The following is a 19,778-nucleotide window of genomic DNA, read 5'->3' on the forward strand; positions in this document are numbered from 1 at the left end:
CTTGACTCAGAAAATTCCTCTGGGGCGCATTGTCCTGTTGCGGAAAAACGGTTAAAATGAGCTTTGGTTGAACGTATTCGATACAGTACTAGAACATAATGTTAAGTCCCACGCCTGTCGAATCATGGCGCTGGGTTAAGGCCGCGCAAGGTCACATCGTCCCCGGAAAGGTAGGAAACCCATGAGAGTCGCCATCGCCCTCATTACCGTCGCACTCGCCCTGTGCGGCATGATCTCCACGGCAAGCGCCGAGGATGCCGCCAAGCCCCGCGTCTTCGTCTCCACCGACATCGGCGGCAGCGACCCGGATGACTTTCAATCCATGGTGCACTATCTGGTCTATGCCGATCACTTCGACACCGAGGGCCTGATCAGTTCGCCGCCGGACAAAGGCCGCGCGGAACATATCCTGGAAGCCATCGCGGCCTATGAAAAGGACTACGACAACCTGCGCACCTGGTCGACGGATTACCCGACGCCGGATGCGCTGCGCGCCGTGGTGCGCCAGGGCGCGATCGATCCACAGCCGGGCGACGTGCCGGAAGCGCCGAGCGAAGGGGCAAAGCTGCTCGTCGAACGCGCCCTGGCCGACGACCCGCGTCCGCTCTACGTGCTCGTCTGGGGCTCCATCACCGATGTGGCCCAGGCGGTCCATGCGAATCCGGCGATTAAGACGAAGATTCGCGTTCATTTCATTGGCTCCTGGAACACGTCGCAGGACCGGAAGTCGCGCAATTACCTCTTCAACAACCACCCCGATCTGTGGTGGATCGAAAGCGACTTCACCTTTCGCGGCATGTACATGGGCGGCAACCAGGACGGGGAATGGGGCAATGTAGAGTTTCCCAGACTCCACGTGGCGGGGCACGGCGCGCTGGGCGAACTGTTCATGGTGCAGAAATCCGACATCAAGATGGGCGACACGCCGAGCGTGCTCTATATGCTTCACGGCGATCCCGCCACGCCGGAAGCGGAGCATTGGGGCGGTGCCTACATCCGCCCCGAACCGGAAGCTCGCCCGACCTACTGGCACGACAGCCCTGATCCGGCCTTAAAGCACAAGGACAAGCCCGGCGCGGTGACGGTGAACAAATGGCGCGTGGACTACCTCGAAGACTGGAAACACCGCATGGACCGTGCGCAAGCGAAGAAGCCGACGCCATAAGGTTCGGGATCCTGCGAATAGCGCGTGGTAAATCGCTCGCCTATCTGCTGTGCGCGATAGTCGTCGCGCTGCTCGGGTTGGCGTCGCGGCGCTTCGGTGACTCGCTGCCGGCCTTCCTGGCCGAATACGCGGGTGACACCCTGTGGGCGCTTCTCGTTTTTCTCGGCGTCAGCGCCCTGCGCCCCGATGCCCGGCTTTGGATCCGGGGCGCGATGGCGCTGGGGGTTGCCTTCCTGGTAGAACTGAGCCAGCTCTACCACGCCCCCTGGATCGATGGGATTCGCGCAACAACGATTGGTGGTCTCGTGTTGGGTTTCGGTTTTCTTTGGAGTGATTTGGTCTGCTATGCCGTGGGGGTGACTATCGGAATGTCTCTCGATAGGGCTGTGCGAAGGGACTGACGCGGACCGGTGCACTACGGTCGCGTCGGCATAGTAGACCTAAAGATATCCGCATCCGAGCGACAGTGACTCGCATGTCCGTGGCTGCTCTGAAAATACACGGGCGGCGGAACCAGAATTTCGAGAAGATCTTTACCAAACGCGGGAGTTTACCCCCCTGGCCCCCCGCAAGCGGGGGGAATGCTACTCACCAAAGGGCACCTCTTGGTCCCCCCCGCTTGCGGGGGGGTAGGGGGGGTAGAACCCGGCACGATTTTCATCCTCTATGGGTGAGGCGAAGCCTCATGAAGGACTGTCCCGTCGTCAGGGAAATGCACGGGATATACCAGCACGCACCCCAGTCCGCGACACCGGCCCTGAATACGGGCGTTGCGTTTGCGCGGGGTGCGCTCGGGCCACGACGGGACAGCCACGGACCTCGCGGCATACAATGCCCGTGTAAGAACCCCTTAAATTTATCGGCTTTTCCGCTACCACGGAACATGGGTCCGCGTCAGTCCCTATGGAGTGCCATGAACGATTACGAATCAAGTCGTTCAACTTCCACTTCTGGTAGAATAGGGCATACATAAAGGAGACCCGGCAAATGACAAAAGCCGAAACAACGGCAGAGGGCTTCGTGGCCGTACTGAAAGCGTTGCCTAAATCGGAACGAGACGCCGTCATAGTTCGAATTGCACAAGACAAAGAATTCGGGCGCGACTTGGCGGACCTTGCGATTGTTGCCGGGCGCAAGGACGAGCCGAGCCGTCCGTATCGCGCGTATATCGCAAACAGGGCCGCACGATGATTCCACTTCACCCACAGTACATTGTTGATGAATCGCACGCGAGGAGATCGATCATTCTGCCGCTAGGCGAATGGGAGAAAGTTCTCGATGACCTGGAAGAGTTGGACGACATTCGGGACTATGACGCTGCCATGACCGAGCCCGGTGAACCCTTGTCGTTTGAGCAAGTGGCACGTGAAATTCGCGAGCAGTACGGCGCGTGAACTACACGGTCGAGATCGTAGCGCTCGGGCAGCGCAGGGGTGTCTAAAGGGGCCGCTGATATCCCTTGTTTTCCCGCCTTACCGCGGGGAGAACAGTGGTAACGTGTGGAAACCTCATTCCCCGCCCAGTAACTCTTGCGCTCTGTTGCGTACGTCGGCACTTGGATGGGTCGTTGCAATTTCTTCGACGAATCGAGTGGCCTCCGGTGTGCCAAGCGAACTTGCGGATATTATGGCCGCGGTAACCTGCGCATCATTTCCTTGAAGTCCGCGAAGCATGCGCCGCGACTCTGCATCGTCATGGATCAAAGCGAGCGCGACAAGTGGGGCCAAAATGCCCCTGCTCGAAGACCCGGACTCCAGTGACTGGTCAATATACTCCCGGATCTCTGGAATATACGCCGCGACGTCACCGGTAGGAAGACGTTCGAGGAAGGGGAGAATCCCGTCGTCGCTCAATTCGGTAAACCCGGCATAATCGAGTTCGGCATGAGGCTGCATGAGAAAGTCCAGGCTGGCTTTCGTGGGAAGATAAGTAAGCATATTAATCGCCGACTCGCGGTCTTGAGGACTTACAATTGGGTCTTGTAGATATGCAATCAGACCTTCGACTCCGGCATCGCCCATCCGACTAAGATCATGCAATAGCAACAACATATCGGAAAAGCCGCCAAACATTTCACCGCTCCGAAGGCTCGCACGCCGCGCCGTGTCTGCTGTCGCTTCCTGAGCGCCGATGGCTGCGGCCTCATTGTCGTCGATCCGTTTAGCCATCGAGGTAAGAAAACCTTGAACGGCGGCTTTCTCTAGTTCCGACATTTCGGCCTGTAATCGAGCCAATTCGCTCTGTAGTCTCTCGATCTCCACATGCAACGCCTTACATTCATCAGTAGGTAGCGCTGGCGCGGGAGTTACCACTTCCCGCTCGAATTTGGCTCCAGTTGATGAAGTTGCCGATGTTCCAGAAGGGAAAGTGGGTTCAACAAGCGCGGGAGAGCGAGCAAAGTACGTAGCAGCAAAAGTGAGAACACAAAATAAACCCGTAGTCAAGACGTGCCGCAAAGAGATTCTCACAGTCAACTCCCCGTTATATTGGAAACCGCATAGAAATTATCACGTGGTTATTCGAGATCCGACATGCTCTTCCCGCAAGTAGCGATCATGATTCTCGGACCAATCCGAAGGTAGCTGCTCCGCCTTGCCGATGACACTCGCCAATTGCTCTGCCAGGCTTGGCCCCTGGCCGGAATCCACCGCCGCAGTTGAGACGGATAGAATTTCAATACGGACCCGCGTGCCTTCCGGAATTCTCGCGGGTTCGTCAAGCACCACTTTGCCTGCCTCGATATGACCTGTGTATGTCATGCTGACCGTCCTTTCTGTTCACCTTTCTCAGTATACCCGATGAGCCGGAGGTTGTCACCGAGCGGCAGCAGTTCCGTCCTCATTGAAAAAGCCCGGTGCGCAACCGCGCACCGGGCTCTTCAATCTCAATCCAACCGCCGATTAGTAGCGGTAGTGCTCGGGCTTGTAGGGGCCTTCCACCGGAATGCCCATATACTTGGACTGGGCGGGGGTGAGCGCGTCGAGCTTCACGCCGAGCTTTTCCAGGTGGAGGCGGGCCACTTCTTCATCCAACGTCTTGGGCAGGGTATAGACCTTGCCGATTTCGAATTCGCTGGTCTTGGTGAAAAGGGCGATCTGGGCGAGGGTCTGGTTCGCGAAGGAGTTGGACATCACGAAGGAGGGGTGACCCGTGGCGCAGCCGAGGTTCACCAGGCGGCCCTTGGCCAGCACGATGATGGAGTTGCCGTTCGGGAAGGTGAACTTGTCCACCTGGGGCTTGATTTCCAGTTCGGTCACGCCGGGCTCGCGCTCGAGGGCCGCGATCTGGATCTCGGAGTCGAAGTGGCCTATGTTGCACACGATGGCGTTGTTCTTCATGGCCTTCATGTGGTCCAGGGTGATCACGTCGCAGCAGCCGGTGGTGGTGACGAAGATGTCGCCCTGGGGCGCGGCGTCGTTCATGGTGAGCACCTGGTAGCCTTCCATCGCCGCCTGAAGCGCGCAGATGGGGTCGATTTCGGTGACCATCACGCGGGCGCCCAGGCCCTTCATCGCGTCGGCGCAGCCCTTGCCCACGTCGCCGTAGCCCGCGACCACGACCACCTTGCCGGCGATCATCACGTCGGTCGCGCGCTTGATGCCGTCGGCGAGGGACTCGCGGCAGCCGTAGAGGTTGTCGAACTTCGACTTGGTGACGGAGTCGTTCACGTTCATCGCGCGGGTGCGAAGCTTGCCCTCTTTCATCATGTGATAGAGGCGGTGCACGCCGGTCGTGGTCTCCTCGGAGACGCCGATCCAGTTTTCCACCGTGCGGTGCCAGATGTTCTGGTCGTCGGCGTGGACGCGGTGCAGCAGCGAATCCACGATGCGGATCTCGTCGTTGTCCGTGCAGATGTCGGGCAGCACGCCGTGGGCGTTGTAGTGCTCTTCGAAATCATAGCCGCGGTGGATCAGCAGCGTAGCGTCTCCGCCATCGTCCACGATCATGTTCAGCGTGCGGCCGCCGGAGAAGAGCATGGCCTGGTAGGTACACCACCAGTATTCCTCCAGCGTCTCGCCTTTCCACGCGAACACGGGCACGCCCGCCTTGGCGATGGCCGCCGCCGCGTGATCCTGCGTCGAGAAGATGTTGCAGCTCGCCCAGCGCACTTCGGCACCCAGGGCCACCAGCGTCTCGATGAGCACCGCCGTCTGGATGGTCATATGGAGCGAACCCATGATGACCGCGCCGGTGAGGGGCTTGTCCTTGGAATAGCGTTCGCGGATGGCCATGAGACCGGGCATCTCGATCTCGGCCAGGTCCAATTCCTTCCGTCCCCAGTCGGCCAGGCTCATGTCGGCGACTTTGTAGGGCAGTTCGGCGTCGATGGCCGGGAAAATGTCGATTTCGGCGATTGCCATGGGGTGTTCTCCTTGTATCGGTGCTATGGTGGCTGGCACCGCCAGCGATGGTTCTCGGGCAAACTGCAACTAAAGACCCGCACGGGCGGCAACGAGATACACGGCGGGGAAAATCTGGGAAGGGCGTGGGGGAAGTATACGGCTTTGGGGGCATTTCGAGCAAGTGAAAGAAGACTGATTGGACAGGATATACAGGATGGACAAGATTGGACACATACCCGTGAGGTCGTGAAAACCAACCCAGGGTGCCACCCGCACACGCGGGAGCCTGAGCGACCAAGTTTGCGGGTGATGGAACTGCAATTAGGGAAGATCTCTCCGACGGACAGTGGCGCCCCTCGCCAAAGTCATCTCACCCGTAAGCTCCCCCGCTTCGCTCCGCCGCGTACGGGTGGCACCCCGTAGTCGGCTTTTCGGCCTGAGCAAATTGCGCTGATGCCCTAATTCGTAATTCTCAATTCTCAATTCTCAATTCTTAATTCCCCTTCCCCACCCCCATCCGCCCGCCGTGGAGATACAGCAGCCGTGCGGCGCTCTCGCGCCCGAAAAACAGCGCCTCTTGGAGGGGCGTCTTCCGAAACATCCGGTCGCAGCGGTTCACTTCCGCGCCCTGGTGGAGCAGGAGCCGCACAAGGCCGTCCTGGCCGCGTACCGAAGCCGCGTGGAGTGGTGTAAAGCCGAAGGAACCCGCGTGTTTGTCGATGGTGCCCGGCTGCTGCGCCAGCATCTCCAGCAGGGCCTCGTTGCGCCCGAGGGCGATGGCGCTGATGGGATCCAGCTTGGCCCCGCGCGCGATCAGGTACTCCGCCAATTCCTCGTGTCCGCGCTCGGCGGCGATATTGAGGGGCGACGCACCGATTTTCAGGCGCTGGTTCACGCTGTCCGAATCCCGCCGTATCAAGCGGTGGGCCAGGTCCAGATCGCCCAGCGAAGCGGCGGCAAACAAATCGAGCGAGAGGCCCGCGTTACGCGCAATACCGATAAGTCCCCGGCTCGGGTGTCCCGCCGCGAGGTGCATGAGGCCCTTGCCGTTGTTCATCACGCGGCGCGGATCGCCGCCCGCGCCCAGCAGGAAAGAGAGCACATCACCGTGACCGAAGTCCGCCGCGAGGTGAACCGCCGTGCAGCCCCATTGATCGGGCAGGTTGGGATTGGCGCCGCGCAGGATGAGTTCCTTCGCGAGTCCGAGATGTCCGCCGCACACGGCCCAGTGCAGCGCGGTGCGCCGCCAGGGTCCGGCGAAATCTATCGTGCCGGCCAGCGGATTGGAGGGGATACCCAGCGCGCCCCGCTCGAAACGCCCCGGTCGCACGCCGCGCGACAGGAGCATCTGCACCACGCGATCATTGCCGGAGTAGTGGGCCGCATGAGCCGCAAAAAGCAGCAGAGAAAGGCCCTCGTCGTTAGTAGCCTCGGCCAGCTCGGGCGATTCCGCCAGCAGCGTCTCCACGCGGCTCGCATGGCCGTGCCACGCCGCCATGAAAATCTGTACATCGCGCGGAAAGGCCTCGCTCTCGTCGGGCGCATCGTCGCGCTCGTTCGCGGCGGTCTGGCCGAGAAACTCCGCCATCTTCTGCCGCGCAGTGTAGAGGCGCTTCTTCACCGTGGTCAGGGGCAGGCCCAGGCGCTCGGCGAGGTCTTTCTGGGGCTCATTTTCCCAATAAACCGCATGGATCAAATCCCGCTGGTCGGGGGAAAGGGTCGTGAGGGCCAGGGCGACGAGCGAGTTGCGACCGTCCGACGCCATGCGCGCCGGGGCCAGAGGCGCCAGGTCCTGCGCGCCCGACGCCGCCGTCAATTCCACCGTGGGGTGGGATTTGAGCCGCGTCACCCGGTCGCACTGCTTCACCACAATCCGCTTGAACCATGAGGCAAAGGCCACGGGCGTATCGAGCTGGTGCAGCTTCAGGGCCGCCTCCAGGAAGGCCTCCTGCACGATTTCCTCGGCCCGGTGCCGATCATTGACCCAGGCATGGGCGCGATCCAGCGCAAAACGCTCAAAGCGCGACACCAGCGTCGTAAACGCTTTGGTGTCGCCTTCTTGCGCGGCGCGGACTATCTGTTCAAGGTCGTTCATGGGGCTTCCGTCGGGGTTCTGCCTATTATACCCGGAAAGTCCCGTCGGGCGCTCGGAAAGATACCGTATATCAGACGAATCGGACTGATCTGACCGATCAGATCGGTCCAATCCGTCAGATCAGTCAGATTCCTCCTCAATCCGCCACGCTCATCCCCTTGATCGAGCCATTGGTCTTCAGGTCCGTGCCAAAGTGCATCTGCGCCGCCACGCGAAGGCTGGGGAAGCCCGAGACTCTTATCGTCGGCGGCGTGGTGTAGCCCGCGCCGCCATCCTCAATCTCGAAGCCAATGATCTGCCCCTGCTTCACCAGGGCAACCGCCTCCGCCTCGCGCACCTTCCAAAGTTCGCCGGGGCCCGGCGAATAGCGATAGTAGTCCGAAACCTCGTCCAGCCGCGCATTGGTCACGCCAAGGGGACCCAGGGTCGCCAGCAGCACCGCCTTGTTCTCGTGGACCCGCTCGCCGCTCGGCGCCGTCCCCGCAGGCGCCGGATTAACGCCGCTGAAGGCCTGTCGGAACACGTCAGGCTCGACGCCCAGGGCCGCCGCGATGAGCACCACGGGACGACCATGATCCACGGGGTCGGTGTCGTGACCGCCGGTGAACTGGACCGGAATGCGGGCGATTTCAGGCGGGGAACAGGAACTCAGGCAAGCGGTGATCAGTGCAAGCGCGCATATACCAAGGCGCCGCAACGACAATAGTGGGTCATGCATGACGTGAATGCTCCTGAGCAGTTGATGACCGTGGGGACCGGCAAACTTCAGTGCTGCCGTCTCAGTATACCGTATAACCTGCCCTGGCCGTCGCTTCGGTCTTCGTCACTACCAACACGAGCCCAAATAGTTTAAGCTAAGCCCCATGAAGCAAGTGAACCTCCCCGCCCACAAGGCCTTGACGCACCGCGGCAAGGGCCTGTAGGATGGGGGGTGGGTCTAACGACCGGTAAGTACGCCGCAAGGCACACGGGCGAGTCTAAAAGGAGAAGCAAATCCATGAGTAATATCAAGCGCGTTGCCGTGCTCGGCTCCGGCGTGATGGGTGCCGCCATTGCCGCGCACCTGGCCAATTGCGGTGTCCCCAGCATCATGCTGGACATCGTGCCGCCGAACCTGCCGGAGAAGGACCAGAAGAAGCGTGCGAAGCGCAATGCCATCGCCGATGGCGCGAAAGCCGCCCTGCTGAAGGCAAAGCCGGCCCCCGCCTATTCGCCCTCCGTCCTCGATATGATCGAGACGGGCAACTTCGACGACGACATGGCGAAGATCGCGGGCTGCGAATGGATCATCGAGGTGGTGAAAGAAGACCTGAACATTAAGAGGAAGGTCTTCGAGAGCGTGGCGAAGCACCGCACGCCGGGCACCATCCTCAGCTCAAACACGAGCGGCATCCCCTTCAAGGCCATGGCCGAGGGCATGGACGATGAGATGAGCGCCCACTTCGTGGGTACGCACTTCTTCAATCCCCCGCGCTACATGAAACTGCTGGAAATCATCCCCGGACCAAAGACAAGACAGGAAGTCATCGCCACCATGGCGGACTTCTGCGAGAACGTCCTGGGCAAGGGCATTGTCTACGCCAAGGACACGCCCAACTTCGTGGCGAATCGCCTCCTGACCTTCGGCTTTCAGTTCACCGCCCATGAAATGGTGAAAGACGGCCTGAGTGTGGAAGAGGTGGACGCCCTCACGGGGCCGGCCATTGGCCACGCCTCCTCCGCCACCTTCCGCACCGCCGATCTGGTGGGCCTGGACACCCTCCACGCCGTGACGGGCAATGTGCGCAATGGCTGTCCAAATGACGAGCGCCACGATATCATGTCGGGCCCCGCCTGGTTCGACGGGATGGTCGCGAAGGGCCTGCTGGGCGACAAGAGCGGTTCGGGTTTCTACAAGAAAACGAAAGAGCGCGACGAAAAGGGCAAAGCGATCATTCTGGGCATCGATCTGGAAACCCTGGAATATCGCGCACCGATCAAGCCGCGCTTTGAATGCACCGGGGCGGTGCGCAATCTGGAAAAAATCGAAGACAAACTGAAGGTGATGTACCTCGGCGAGGACAAGGGCTCTCAGTTCGTCTTCAAACAGTTCGCCAACCTCGCGCAGTACGCGGGCAATCGCATTCCCGAGATTGCCGACGACATTGTGAATATCGACAATGCGGTCAAGTGGGGTTTTGCCTGGGAGAAGGGCATTTTCGAAACCTGGGACCTCCTGGGCTTCGATGTGGTCGCGGAGAAGATGGCCGCCATCGGCGTGGAGTTGCCCGCCATCGCAAAAGCGCTGAAGGCTTCGGGCAATTCGAGTTTCTACCGCGTGAACAACGGCGTGGAAGAATTCTTCGACGGCAGCGGCTACAAGGCCGTACCGAAGAACCCGAACGAAATCCGCCTGGCCAATATCAAGACAACTTCCACCAATGTAGTGAAGACGAACGACAGCGCAAGCCTCGTCGATCTCGGCGATGGCATCGTCTGCTGCGAATTCCACTGCAAGATGAACGTCATCGACCCCGACCTCACCGCCATGCTCAACGCGGGGGTGGATCTGCTGGACGAGGGCCAGTTCGAGGGCATGGTCATCGCCAATCAGGGCCCCCACTTCTGCGCGGGTGCGAATATCTTCCTGATCCTCGGCGAAATCATGCAACAGAACTGGGAGCGCGTGGAGCAGGCCGTCCGCGCCCTTCAGGGCACCGGCATGCGGATGAAATACAGCCGCCGACCCATCGTCGCCGCGCCCCACCACTACACCTTCGGCGGCGGCGTGGAAATCTGCCAGCACACGGCGAAGGTCGTGCTCGCGGGCGAGACCTACGCCGGCCTCGTGGAAATGGGCGTGGGCCTTATTCCCGGCGGCGGCGGCTGCAAGGAAATGCACGTTCGCGCGATGGAGTATTGCCCGGACAACGTCTACACCGATCCCTTCCCCTACCTCCGCCGCGCCTTTGAAGCCATCGGCCAGGCCAAAGTGGGCACCAGCGGTCGCGAGGCCATCGAACTGGGCTACTTCCGCGAAAGCGATATCGTGCTGCCGAACTACGAACACCAGATCGCCAAGGCCAAGGCCGTATGCCGTGGTTTGGTCGTGAGTGGTTACACGCCCCCGCGCCCGCCGCGATTGAAGGCCTTGGGCGATGGCCCCGCCGCCGCCTTCAAGGCCGCCGTGTGGAACATGCAGCAGAGCGGCTGGGCCACCGAGCACGATGCGCTCATCGCCAGCAAAGCCATCAACGTGCTCGTCGGGGGCAATCGCCTCGCGGGAACGCCGATCACCGAGCAGGATCTGCTTGATCTCGAATGCGAAGGTTTCCTCAGCCTCTGCGGCACCGAGAAAACCACCGAGCGCATTCAATACATGCTGATGAACAATAAACCGCTGCGCAATTGATCGCGGAAAGGACATAACGATGAACAACGTATACGTAGTATCCGCCAAGCGCACCGCCGTGGGAAAATCGGGCCGGGGCGTCCTCCGCCTCACACGCCCGGACGACCTCGCCGCCTTCGCCATCAAGGGCGCCGTCGACGCCGCCGGGATCGACCCCGCCGCCATTGACGACGTCGTCATCGGCTGCGCCACGCCCGAAGCCGAGCAGGGCATGAACGTGGCCCGCATCGCCCTCCTCCGCGCCGGACTCCCCCAGAGCGTCAGCGGCCTCACCATCAACCGCTTCTGCTCCTCCGGCACCGAGGCCCTCGCCATCGCCGCCGCGAAGATCGAATGCGGCATGCTGGATGTCGCCGTGGCCGGCGGCACCGAATCCATGAGCATGGTTGGCGGCGGCGGCAACAAAGTCACCCCCAACCCCACCCTCGCCGAAGAACTGCCCGAGATTTTCATCGCCATGGGCAACTGCGGCGACAACGTAGCCCGCGACTTCAACATCACCCGCGAGCAGGCCGACGCCTGGGGCGCCCGCAGCCAGCAGCGCGCCGGGGCCGCCGTAGCCGCCGGAAAATTCAAAGACGAGATCGTCCCCGTCGAAGTGCGCACCCCCGATGGCGGCACCTTTACCTTCGACACCGACGAAGGCCCCCGCCCCGAAACCACCGCCGAAGTCCTCGCCGGACTCCGCCTTGCCTTCGCCGCCTCCCATGATCGCGGCGTGTGCACCGCAGGCAACTCCAGCCAGACCAGCGACGGCGCGGCCGCCTGCGTCCTCGCCAGCGGCGAAGCCGTGAAGAGGCACGGCCTCAAGCCTCTGGGTAAAATGCGCGCCTGGTGCGTCCAGGCCGGCGACCCAAAATACCTCGGCCCGCCCCAGGTGCCCGCCATCAAAAAAGCCTGCGAACAGGCCGGCATCAAGCCTGAAGATCTCGGCCTCGTCGAATGCAACGAAGCCTTCGCCACCCAGACCATCCACGTCGTCCGCGAGATGGGCTTTTCCGAAGACATTGTCAACGTCAACGGCGGTGCCATCGCCCTCGGTCATCCCCTGGGCTGCACCGGTGCAAAGTTGGTGGCCACCCTCCTCCACGAAATGAAACGCCGCAACGTCAAGTACGGCCTCATCACCATGTGCATCGGCGGAGGCATGGGCGGCGCGGGGATTTTTGAGTTGTGTGAGTAGTACGCGCAGCAGCGCGATAAAAGAATGTGGCATCCGCCGAAGGCGGATCACGGCTGTGAAAAACGCCCCGCTGGACACCCTCCAGCGGGGCGTCTCCATTCAGAGATGGCTTCAAATCAACAGACGTGCCACGCGATTGCGAGGAACGAGCATTCGTGTGCCTCTCGCGGTTGAAATCCGATCCACCACCGACCATTCGAACGAGCGGTGTGTCCCAACCGCCAAACGCAACGCCGAGTGCCACCCAAAGTCACCGGCGAAAAGGATCGGATTAATACTGTCCATCACCGTGGCGCGCGACACAATGCATGACCTATTCGGCTAGCCTTTGATTGAGATACGCAATTGCCTTCTCAGACAACCTCAGCGGCTGCGGCCCACCTCCGACAATGAACTCGACCATGCGCCCCACTGGGTCGTCTTCGGCTATTCCGTTGTTAAATTCAATGCCGTGATAATCGCCGCGATAGTCGTGCCAGTATTGCGCAATCAAGTGACCATCTTTGTAGATGTTGTACCAATAATCAGCGAAGGACTCGCTTCTATCCTCAGCGTGCTTAATCTCAAACCCCATGGGAAACTCCCCACTTTGATTGCCCGGAGCCGTTCCCTCCGGCGGGGCCCTTCATTCATTTGGTCTTCAAAGTACAAACGTGCCACGCGAGCAATTTACTATCGACGCCCCGGAAGCAACCCAAATCCCGCCTGCTCAAAATGGTGGTCAAAAGAAAGCGTCTCGACGATGCCACGTTGCTTCATCATTGCAAAAGACACACAGTCGGTCAATGACCATTCTTTATCCAACCTGTCCGCAAAAAGCTCAAGTCCCGCTTGAAAACTCTCGGGAGACGCAGCACTGACCTCCACCAGATGCGACGAAGCGAGTGCGCCCACAAACTCGACAAAGACTCGGCGCAGATGGGGCGGCGACATCAGCGCCCCGAGCTCGCAGAGGACGTACTCGGAGGTCACCGTATTTCCCCGAAACTCCCTCGAAAAAGCTACAGCAATTCCGTGCCACTGGTCGCGCGGGTTAAGGAGCGCCTGATAAAACGATGTGTCCACAAACACGAGGCTCATCCGGCATGTTCTTCCCGCAAGTACCGGTCATGGTTCTCCGACCAATCCACCGGAAGCTGTTCCGCCTTGCCAATGACGCCCGCCAACTGCTCCGCCAGGCTGGGAACTGGACCGGCCACCGTTGCCGTGGCGGGTAAAGACAGAACTTCAATCCGGACGCGAGCCCCCTCTGGAATCCGTGCGGGTTCGTCTAGAACCACTTTGCCCGCCTCGATATGGCCTGTGTATGTCATCAGAAGAGACCTTTCTCATAAATCCTGTCCAAAGTATAACCCATTCTACGCCCGCTGTCATCGTGTCATGATGAGTCCGCAAAGAGCGAAGTTTGAGTCGGCTCTCTGGGTCAGTGACGCGAAGACCGGTGGCGAAGAGCGTCGCGCCGGGACTTTCCCCGATGTTACACTTCACTCGTTCAAGTATGTTCAAGAGGAATTCCCTTCAAGTATGGCCACCCAATCCTCCATAGAGTGGACCGAGTCCACCTGGAATCCCCTCACCGGCTGCACCAAGATTAGCCCCGGCTGCAAGCACTGCTATGCTGAGCGCATGGCGAAGCGATTGCAGGCCATGGGCTCCCCAAACTACCGCAACGCCTTCAAGCTGACTCTGCACGAGCACGCGCTGGAATTGCCGTTGACCTGGAAAAAGCCGCAGACCATCTTCGTCAACAGCATGAGCGACCTTTTCCATAAGGATGTTCCCTTCGAGTTCATTTCGAGGGTGTTCGATGTAATGAACAGGGCGGATTGGCACCGGTATCAATTGTTGACCAAACGGCCAGGACGTTTGGCATCCCTGAGCGACCGCATCCCCTGGGCACCCCATATCTGGATGGGTACCAGTGTCGAGAACGAGGACTACTTGCCGCGAATCGACGAATTGCGCGAATGCGGGGCGCATGTGAAATTCCTCTCCTTGGAGCCGCTCCTCGGGCCGCTGCTCAATCTCGCCCTAGACGACATCGACTGGGTAATCGTCGGCGGCGAATCCGGCCCGAAAGCCCGAGAAATGAAACCGGAATGGGTAACGGCAATTCGGGACAAATGCGTGGCCGCCGATGTGCCGTTTTTCTTCAAGCAATGGGGCGGAAAGAACAAGAAGAAGGCCGGGCGTGTTCTGGAGGGTCGTACTTGGAACGATATGCCAGCGGCGGTGTAAAAACATCCTCCGTGACCCCTGCGCCAAGTCCGGGAGCCGTGGGAGATCTGCCACTCTTTTGCGAGACCATAACCGATGACGGCCATAGTACAGCTCATTGAAGTGCAATGGACTAAAGCATCCCGTGGCGCCCCGGCGGCAGTAATTAGAAACTCTGTTTCGGACCGATTTCCATTAAGTGTTGAAATCGACGAAGAAGGCATTTTCCTTCAGCACATCTCTTGCCGTGAATCAGAGGGCTTCCGCATTCCACATGACAGAAGTTTAAAGGCCGTGCATGATCTGCAATTGAGTAAGATCGGGGTGCGGTGCACAGAAATAGACAATACACTGAAGATATGCTACCTGGGTCTGCCACTTCTATTGCCAAAGGAGCCTGGATTCAAGCTCTAAGTGCAACATGCTGTTCTTTTCGTTGGGAATAGAAGACTTCATTTGGCGTTCGGTAGCCTAACTTTTTTCTTGGCCTGTTGTTCAGGTAGTCCTCGATGATGTTTATTTGTTCCGGGGTGATGCTGTCGAAGCGGGTTTTCTTGGGGAGAAATCTTCGTATGAGTCCATTGGTGTTTTCGTTTGTCCCCCGCTGGTAGGAGCTGTAAGGGGCGGCGAAGTAGATGTCGGCTCCGGTTTCCCGCGCTATTTTTTCGTGCCACGCGAACTCGGATCCGTTGTCGAAAGTAATCGTCTTTATCCAGGATTTTGGCATGTCCATAAAGACATCGATGGCGGCTTCCGCGGTCTGTTCGGCGTTCTTCGTATCGAGCTTTCGAATCATGGTATGCAGGGCCGTCCGTTCGACGAACGTGAGCAGGTAGCCCGACTGGCCAGCGCCTACAATGAGGTCGCCTTCCCAGTCGCCGTGGCGTTTGCGTTCGTCCACTTCGGGCGGGCGGTGTTCGATGCCCACTCGGTTGGGAATGACAGTTGCACGCCCGGTCTTTCCCTGCCCTCGCTTCCTGCGCCTGGGCCTGGCCTGGGGTAGTTCCTTGATGAGGCAGTGCATGCGCTCGTCCCCATAAATGGACTGGTAAATCGCTTCGTGGCTGATTCGCATCCTGGGGTCCTCTGGAGAATCCAGCGGCAGGCGTCCGGCGATGGTTTCGGGGGTCCACCCGTCCGTGATGCGGTCGAAGACGTAAGACCGAAGTGGCGCATAGTCGAGTTTCCGCGCGGGCCTGCACTCCTTGCGCCGCTCGTTGTAGCGCGCCTGAGCCCGGAGTGGGTCGTAGACGCCGTTGGTCGAATTCCGCTTGATTTCCCGGCCAACGCTGGACCGGTCACGGCCAAGCTGAAGGGCTATCTGCGCATTGGAATAGCCTGCGGCCAGGTAGGCGCTTATTTCGCCGCGTTGAATTGATGTAAAATGAACATAGGACATCGTGGTGTTCGCTTTCGGGTTCGGATTTCTAGCAGATGAAGAATACCGAAAGTCCAACGCGATGTCCTCTTTTTTTGCCTGCGATCCCCCCGGAAACGGAGCGACCGCTTTTATGGGGCGCTCCACTTCGCCCTTGCCCTTCGGGCAGTTCGCCTGCGGCGAACACGGGCTACGCTCCGCGCCCCATAAAAGCCCCCAAGAGCGCCTTGTTGCTCCCAGAGGGGCCATGTCCTACATTCGGCAAGCCATGACCACAGTGACAAACAGGGAAACGAGACCCTGTTGCACTTAGTTTATGAATCCAAGCCGGCGTGGCGCAACTATCACGGCCGTGCCCGATTCGTGTACAATGCGCGGCAGTCAAAACCGCAGTTTACACAGCCGGGGAATTCTCGACCGACGTGCCCATAGCAGATGATGATCTCCCCTATGCCCCCGATGCCCGCACCACCATCCCGTGGAGTGCGGGCTGATGGCCTGGTACCTCGCACTCGAAGGCGGCGGCACCCGAACCAGCGCCGGACTCTACGAGGATGATCGCCTCGTTGCCGAGTCGGTCGCGGGGCCCTCGAACCCCCTGGCCTATGGCGTAGCCACCACGGCGGGTGTCATTGCTTCCCTGGCCCGTGAGTTGATTCCGCCCGATGTGCACAACGTGACCGTCCTGGCCGGCGTTGCCGGTGTAATGTCGCGGCGCATCGCCCAGGACATCGCCTCCCAGCTCGCGGCCGTGCCCCGCCTGGGCGCCCTCTGTATCACAACCGATCTCCATCCTCTTGCCTACGCCCATTTCCCCGACAGCCCCGGCATGCTCGTCATCGCCGGTACCGGGGCGTCCATCCTGGTGCACGACGGTACCCATCGCTTCGTGCGTGTCGGTGGCAGAGGGCCCGTGATGGGCGATGAGGGCAGCGCTTATCAGATTGCCGTCGCCGCGCTGCGGGCCATCGCCCGTGCGGAAGACGGGGTGGGCGCGAAAACTCCCCTGCAGCAATTGCTCCCGGAAGCCTTGAAGCTTGCCGATTCCGAAGCGCTCATTCCCTGGTCCCTCGTGGCGTCGCGCCAGGAATTGGCGGCGTTGGCCCGGGTGGTGGACAAGGCCGCGCAGGAGGGCGACCCGGTTGCCCGCGCCTGCATCACGGCCCAGGCGCGCCAGCTCGCCTCGCTCACGCTGGCCGCTTTGTGGCAATTGCCCGGCTCGGATCCCGTGCCGCTAATCGTGCAGGGAAGCGTGATCGAAGATTGTCGTCTTTTTCGCGACACTTATCTGGACGGCGCCTGTTGCGAGCGACGTCTGCAGCTCACTGAATTACGCTACAAGAACCATCGCGCCGTACTCGAGTTGAGACATCTCGCGGGCGATGAAGACTGGTGTCATCGCTTTGCGCCGACCACTTCGGCCGTCGCCCCCACGGAAGGGGCCTGCCGGGGTATGGAGCCGCTGGACCGCATGTCGCCCGCCGCGCTGGTGGCGGCCATGATCGGACACGAAGCGATGGTGGGCCGGGCCCTGCGGCAGCAGGCCAGCCACCTGAGCGACGTGGTCAAGTTGGCCGGGCAAACGATCAGTCGGGGCGGTCGAATAATATACATGGGCGCCGGAACCAGCGGACGCCTCGGGGTGCTCGACGCATCGGAGTGTCCGCCCACCTTTGGCGTGGACCCTGAGCGTGTGACGGGGATCATGGCCGGCGGGGATGCAGCCCTCCGGGAGGGCGCGGAAGGTGCGGAAGACGACGCCTGCCAGGGGGTAGCGGATCTCTTCCAATGCAAGCCCTCTCCCGACGACCTGGTTGTAGGCATCGCCGCGTCGGGTACGACGCCTTATGTCCGCGCCGCACTGGATGCGGCACGGGCGGAAGGGATTCCGACGGTGCTGCTGTGCTGCAATCCCCAGATCCCGGAGAACGCCGCCGACCACTGCATCACCCTGCCCACGGGCGCGGAAGTGCTCCCGGGATCCACCCGGCTCAACGCCGGTACGGCGACCAAGGTCGCCCTTAATATTATTTCCACCGGGGCCATGGCCCTGTCGGGTTTCGTTTATCAGGGGCAGATGGTCTGCATGCGGCCCACCAACGCCAAACTGCGCAAGCGTGCCGAGCGCATGGTGGCGGCCCTCGCCACGGTTTCTGAGGAGGAAGCCCGGCGCGCGTTGGAAGTCGCCGATTTCCAGATCCCCATCGCCCTGATCATCCTTGCGCGAACGTGCACCCGGGAAGCCGCGATGGAACTTTACGCCGCCCACGGCGGACAGCTACACGCCATCCTGAACGGGGAAGCGACCGCGTGTCCCGAGTGAGTTTCGACGCCCGCTGGACAGGGCTTGCGTTGCTGATATGTGGTGCGGCCTGGGTCGGCACTGGCTGCGCGCATCGCGCCGATGTGGACGACGTGCGTCCGCCCCAGCCCGCTACGGCCCCGGCACCCGCCCCGGCGGCTCCGCCGCCGCCCAAGGCCCCCCCGACCCCGTCGCTCCCCCCGGAGCAGTTCCCCGTGCGGCTGCAATATGTACAGACGACAGACTTCCAGGATGTCACGGCCAATCGGGAGCTGGTGGTCACGGCGCCCGGTCTCGGCCTGAAGCGCCTGCCTCCCGGCAATTGGCGCGTCTCGGCAAAGCAGACTGCCCCGCCCCAGTTCACCTACCCCGTGTACGTAAAAGCCTACGAGCACAACGAAACCGGCGCACTCCAGGAGGCCATGCGAACCTGGCAGGCGCAGGGCTATACGCCCTTCGTGACGACGATGGGGCGGGTTATCGAAGGGACCGGCGGAAGTCGCCACGACAATCGCCTCTACTGGCTCGCGCTCAAGAAATTTCCCACCCGGGAAGAAGCGGAAAAGCTCAAGACCCGACTTCATCGCGACAAGACCTGGGCGTGGGTGAAAGAAGAGGTAACCCGGCCCGCCGAAGCCGTGGTCACGGTGAGCAGCTCACTGGGTCAGGCCGTTGTTCAGGCCCGCGCCCCAGTCGTGTTCCGCACGGAAGGCAGCTTTGCCCTGCCCGAGGCGCGGCGTGGGCAGGCGCCCGTCGAGGTGCCTGGACCGCTTGATATCAGCATCGATCAGACGGGCCACATGGCCATCTGTGGTGAATTGCCACTGGAAGAGTACCTGCGCGGTATTCTGCCGGCGGAGATGTACCCCTCGTGGCCAATCGAAGCCCTGAAGGCCCAGGCGGTCGCGGCGCGGAGCGAAATCATCGTCCATGCCAGGGGCAAGCACTACTTCGACGGCTATGACTTCTGTATCGAACAGCACTGCCGCGCCTTCGGCGGTCGCGCGGGGCACGAGGCATCCACCGACCGGGCCGTGGCCGAGACGACGGGCATGGTCATCGTCAACCCCGACAACAGCATCGTCCCGACCGTGTTTTCGGCGAACTGCGGCGGCTATACGGAAAGCAACGAGAATGTCTGGGAAGGCGGGCCCGAAGAAGCCCTTCGCGGTCGCTTTGACGGTGCGGAGAAGGTCGAAGCGCCCGGTGATGTCGCCCGCTGGATTGCCCGCTCGCCCGACGCCTATTGCGCCCGCGACACCGCCAACTTCCGATGGACTCGAGAGATTCCCGTCGCCAAGATCTCGGCGCAATTCAACAATGAGCACGGAATTGGCAAGCTGAAATCCATCGATGTGCTGGAGCGCGGCGTAAGCGGGCGGGTGAAGTCTCTCCGCGTCACGGGAGACCGGAAGAGCGTGGTGATTCAGAAGGAACTGAACATCCGCCGGGCATTCGAAAACCTGCCCAGCGCCCTGTGCACGTTCACCATCCAGAACGGGGTCGTGCAGATAAAAGGGGCCGGGTTTGGTCATGGGGTCGGACTCTGCCAGCATGGGGCGCACGGCATGGCCCTCGACAAGTACCCCTACGACGCCATCCTGCGCCACTATTTCACCGGGGTCGCTCTGGTCCACCTCTAATTCCAGGCCAATCCACCGGCTTTGCCGGTTAGAATTCATCAGGCTCCGCCGTTCCACCGTC

General features: G+C 61.0%; 18 protein-coding genes. 9 read left to right on the forward strand and 9 right to left on the reverse strand.

Annotated elements, in window-relative coordinates; translation table 11 throughout:
• Positions 1-181: 181 nt before the first annotated feature.
• The 4 genes from JNK74_01750 to JNK74_01765 all read left to right on the forward strand — a co-directional run bounded on the left by JNK74_01750 (position 182) and on the right by JNK74_01765 (position 2,559).
• Positions 182-1,165 carry a DUF1593 domain-containing protein gene (locus JNK74_01750; GenBank protein MBL7644889.1) on the forward strand — a complete coding sequence of 328 codons (984 nt, stop codon included), beginning with the start codon at positions 182-184 and terminating at the stop codon, positions 1,163-1,165.
• Entirely contained in the window at positions 1,093-1,566 is a 474-nt protein-coding gene (locus tag JNK74_01755) for a DUF2809 domain-containing protein (protein MBL7644890.1), read from the forward strand. Before JNK74_01750 ends, JNK74_01755 begins: the two co-directional genes overlap by 73 nt.
• Positions 1,567-2,152: 586 nt before the next feature.
• Positions 2,153-2,356, forward strand: coding sequence for a hypothetical protein (locus JNK74_01760; protein ID MBL7644891.1), 204 nt, complete (start codon positions 2,153-2,155; stop codon positions 2,354-2,356).
• Positions 2,353-2,559, forward strand: a complete 207-nt coding sequence (locus JNK74_01765; GenBank protein MBL7644892.1) for a hypothetical protein — start codon at positions 2,353-2,355, stop codon at positions 2,557-2,559. Before JNK74_01760 ends, JNK74_01765 begins: the two co-directional genes overlap by 4 nt.
• A 114-nt stretch (positions 2,560-2,673) precedes the next feature.
• Here the strand turns inward: JNK74_01765 and JNK74_01770 are convergent, their stop codons facing one another.
• The 5 genes from JNK74_01770 to JNK74_01790 all read right to left on the reverse strand — a co-directional run bounded on the left by JNK74_01770 (position 2,674) and on the right by JNK74_01790 (position 8,321).
• Positions 2,674-3,633 carry a hypothetical protein gene (locus tag JNK74_01770; GenBank protein MBL7644893.1) on the reverse strand — a complete coding sequence of 320 codons (960 nt, stop codon included), beginning with the start codon at positions 3,631-3,633 and terminating at the stop codon, positions 2,674-2,676.
• 39 nt (positions 3,634-3,672) lie between these two features.
• Entirely contained in the window at positions 3,673-3,924 is a 252-nt protein-coding gene (locus JNK74_01775) for a hypothetical protein (protein ID MBL7644894.1), read from the reverse strand.
• A gap of 141 nt (positions 3,925-4,065) precedes the next feature.
• Positions 4,066-5,526 carry an adenosylhomocysteinase gene (locus tag JNK74_01780; protein ID MBL7644895.1) on the reverse strand — a complete coding sequence of 487 codons (1,461 nt, stop codon included), beginning with the start codon at positions 5,524-5,526 and terminating at the stop codon, positions 4,066-4,068.
• Positions 5,527-6,001: 475 nt separating this feature from the next.
• Entirely contained in the window at positions 6,002-7,603 is a 1,602-nt protein-coding gene (locus tag JNK74_01785) for a sigma-70 family RNA polymerase sigma factor (GenBank protein ID MBL7644896.1), read from the reverse strand.
• Positions 7,604-7,739: 136 nt separating this feature from the next.
• Complete coding sequence (locus JNK74_01790) at positions 7,740-8,321, reverse strand: hypothetical protein (protein MBL7644897.1); 582 nt, start codon at positions 8,319-8,321, stop codon at positions 7,740-7,742.
• 279 nt (positions 8,322-8,600) lie between these two features.
• Between JNK74_01790 and JNK74_01795 the strand changes: the two genes are divergently transcribed.
• Together JNK74_01795 and JNK74_01800 are read left to right on the forward strand one after the other, a co-directional pair.
• Complete coding sequence (locus JNK74_01795; protein ID MBL7644898.1) at positions 8,601-10,994, forward strand: 3-hydroxyacyl-CoA dehydrogenase/enoyl-CoA hydratase family protein; 2,394 nt, start codon at positions 8,601-8,603, stop codon at positions 10,992-10,994.
• A gap of 19 nt (positions 10,995-11,013) precedes the next feature.
• Positions 11,014-12,177: a thiolase family protein gene (locus JNK74_01800; protein ID MBL7644899.1), complete on the forward strand. Its 1,164-nt coding sequence runs from the start codon at positions 11,014-11,016 to the stop codon at positions 12,175-12,177.
• A 313-nt stretch (positions 12,178-12,490) separates the two neighbouring features.
• Here JNK74_01800 and JNK74_01805 read toward each other — a convergent pair whose 3' ends face one another.
• The 3 genes from JNK74_01805 to JNK74_01815 all read right to left on the reverse strand — a co-directional run bounded on the left by JNK74_01805 (position 12,491) and on the right by JNK74_01815 (position 13,490).
• Positions 12,491-12,751, reverse strand: a complete 261-nt coding sequence (locus JNK74_01805; protein ID MBL7644900.1) for a hypothetical protein — start codon at positions 12,749-12,751, stop codon at positions 12,491-12,493.
• Positions 12,752-12,849: 98 nt separating this feature from the next.
• Complete coding sequence (locus JNK74_01810) at positions 12,850-13,257, reverse strand: type II toxin-antitoxin system VapC family toxin (protein ID MBL7644901.1); 408 nt, start codon at positions 13,255-13,257, stop codon at positions 12,850-12,852.
• Entirely contained in the window at positions 13,254-13,490 is a 237-nt protein-coding gene (locus JNK74_01815) for a hypothetical protein (GenBank protein MBL7644902.1), read from the reverse strand. Before JNK74_01815 ends, JNK74_01810 begins: the two co-directional genes overlap by 4 nt.
• Positions 13,491-13,701: 211 nt before the next feature.
• On the opposite strand from JNK74_01815, the gene JNK74_01820 reads away from it, so the two are divergent.
• Positions 13,702-14,415 (forward strand): phage Gp37/Gp68 family protein, encoded by a 714-nt coding sequence (locus JNK74_01820; protein MBL7644903.1) that lies wholly within the window; start codon positions 13,702-13,704, stop codon positions 14,413-14,415.
• A 382-nt stretch (positions 14,416-14,797) separates the two neighbouring features.
• Here the strand turns inward: JNK74_01820 and JNK74_01825 are convergent, their stop codons facing one another.
• Entirely contained in the window at positions 14,798-16,021 is a 1,224-nt protein-coding gene (locus JNK74_01825) for an IS30 family transposase (GenBank protein MBL7644904.1), read from the reverse strand.
• Between the two features lie 244 nt (positions 16,022-16,265).
• Here JNK74_01825 and JNK74_01830 point away from each other — a divergent pair, with 244 nt between their 5' ends.
• Positions 16,266-18,095 (forward strand): N-acetylmuramic acid 6-phosphate etherase, encoded by a 1,830-nt coding sequence (locus JNK74_01830; GenBank protein ID MBL7644905.1) that lies wholly within the window; start codon positions 16,266-16,268, stop codon positions 18,093-18,095.
• Complete coding sequence (locus tag JNK74_01835; protein MBL7644906.1) at positions 18,083-19,717, forward strand: SpoIID/LytB domain-containing protein; 1,635 nt, start codon at positions 18,083-18,085, stop codon at positions 19,715-19,717. Before JNK74_01830 ends, JNK74_01835 begins: the two co-directional genes overlap by 13 nt.
• Positions 19,718-19,778: the final 61 nt, after the last annotated feature.

The sequence above is a fragment of the Candidatus Hydrogenedentota bacterium genome (assembly GCA_016791475.1).
Classification (GTDB): Bacteria; Hydrogenedentota; Hydrogenedentia; order Hydrogenedentales; family JAEUWI01; genus JAEUWI01.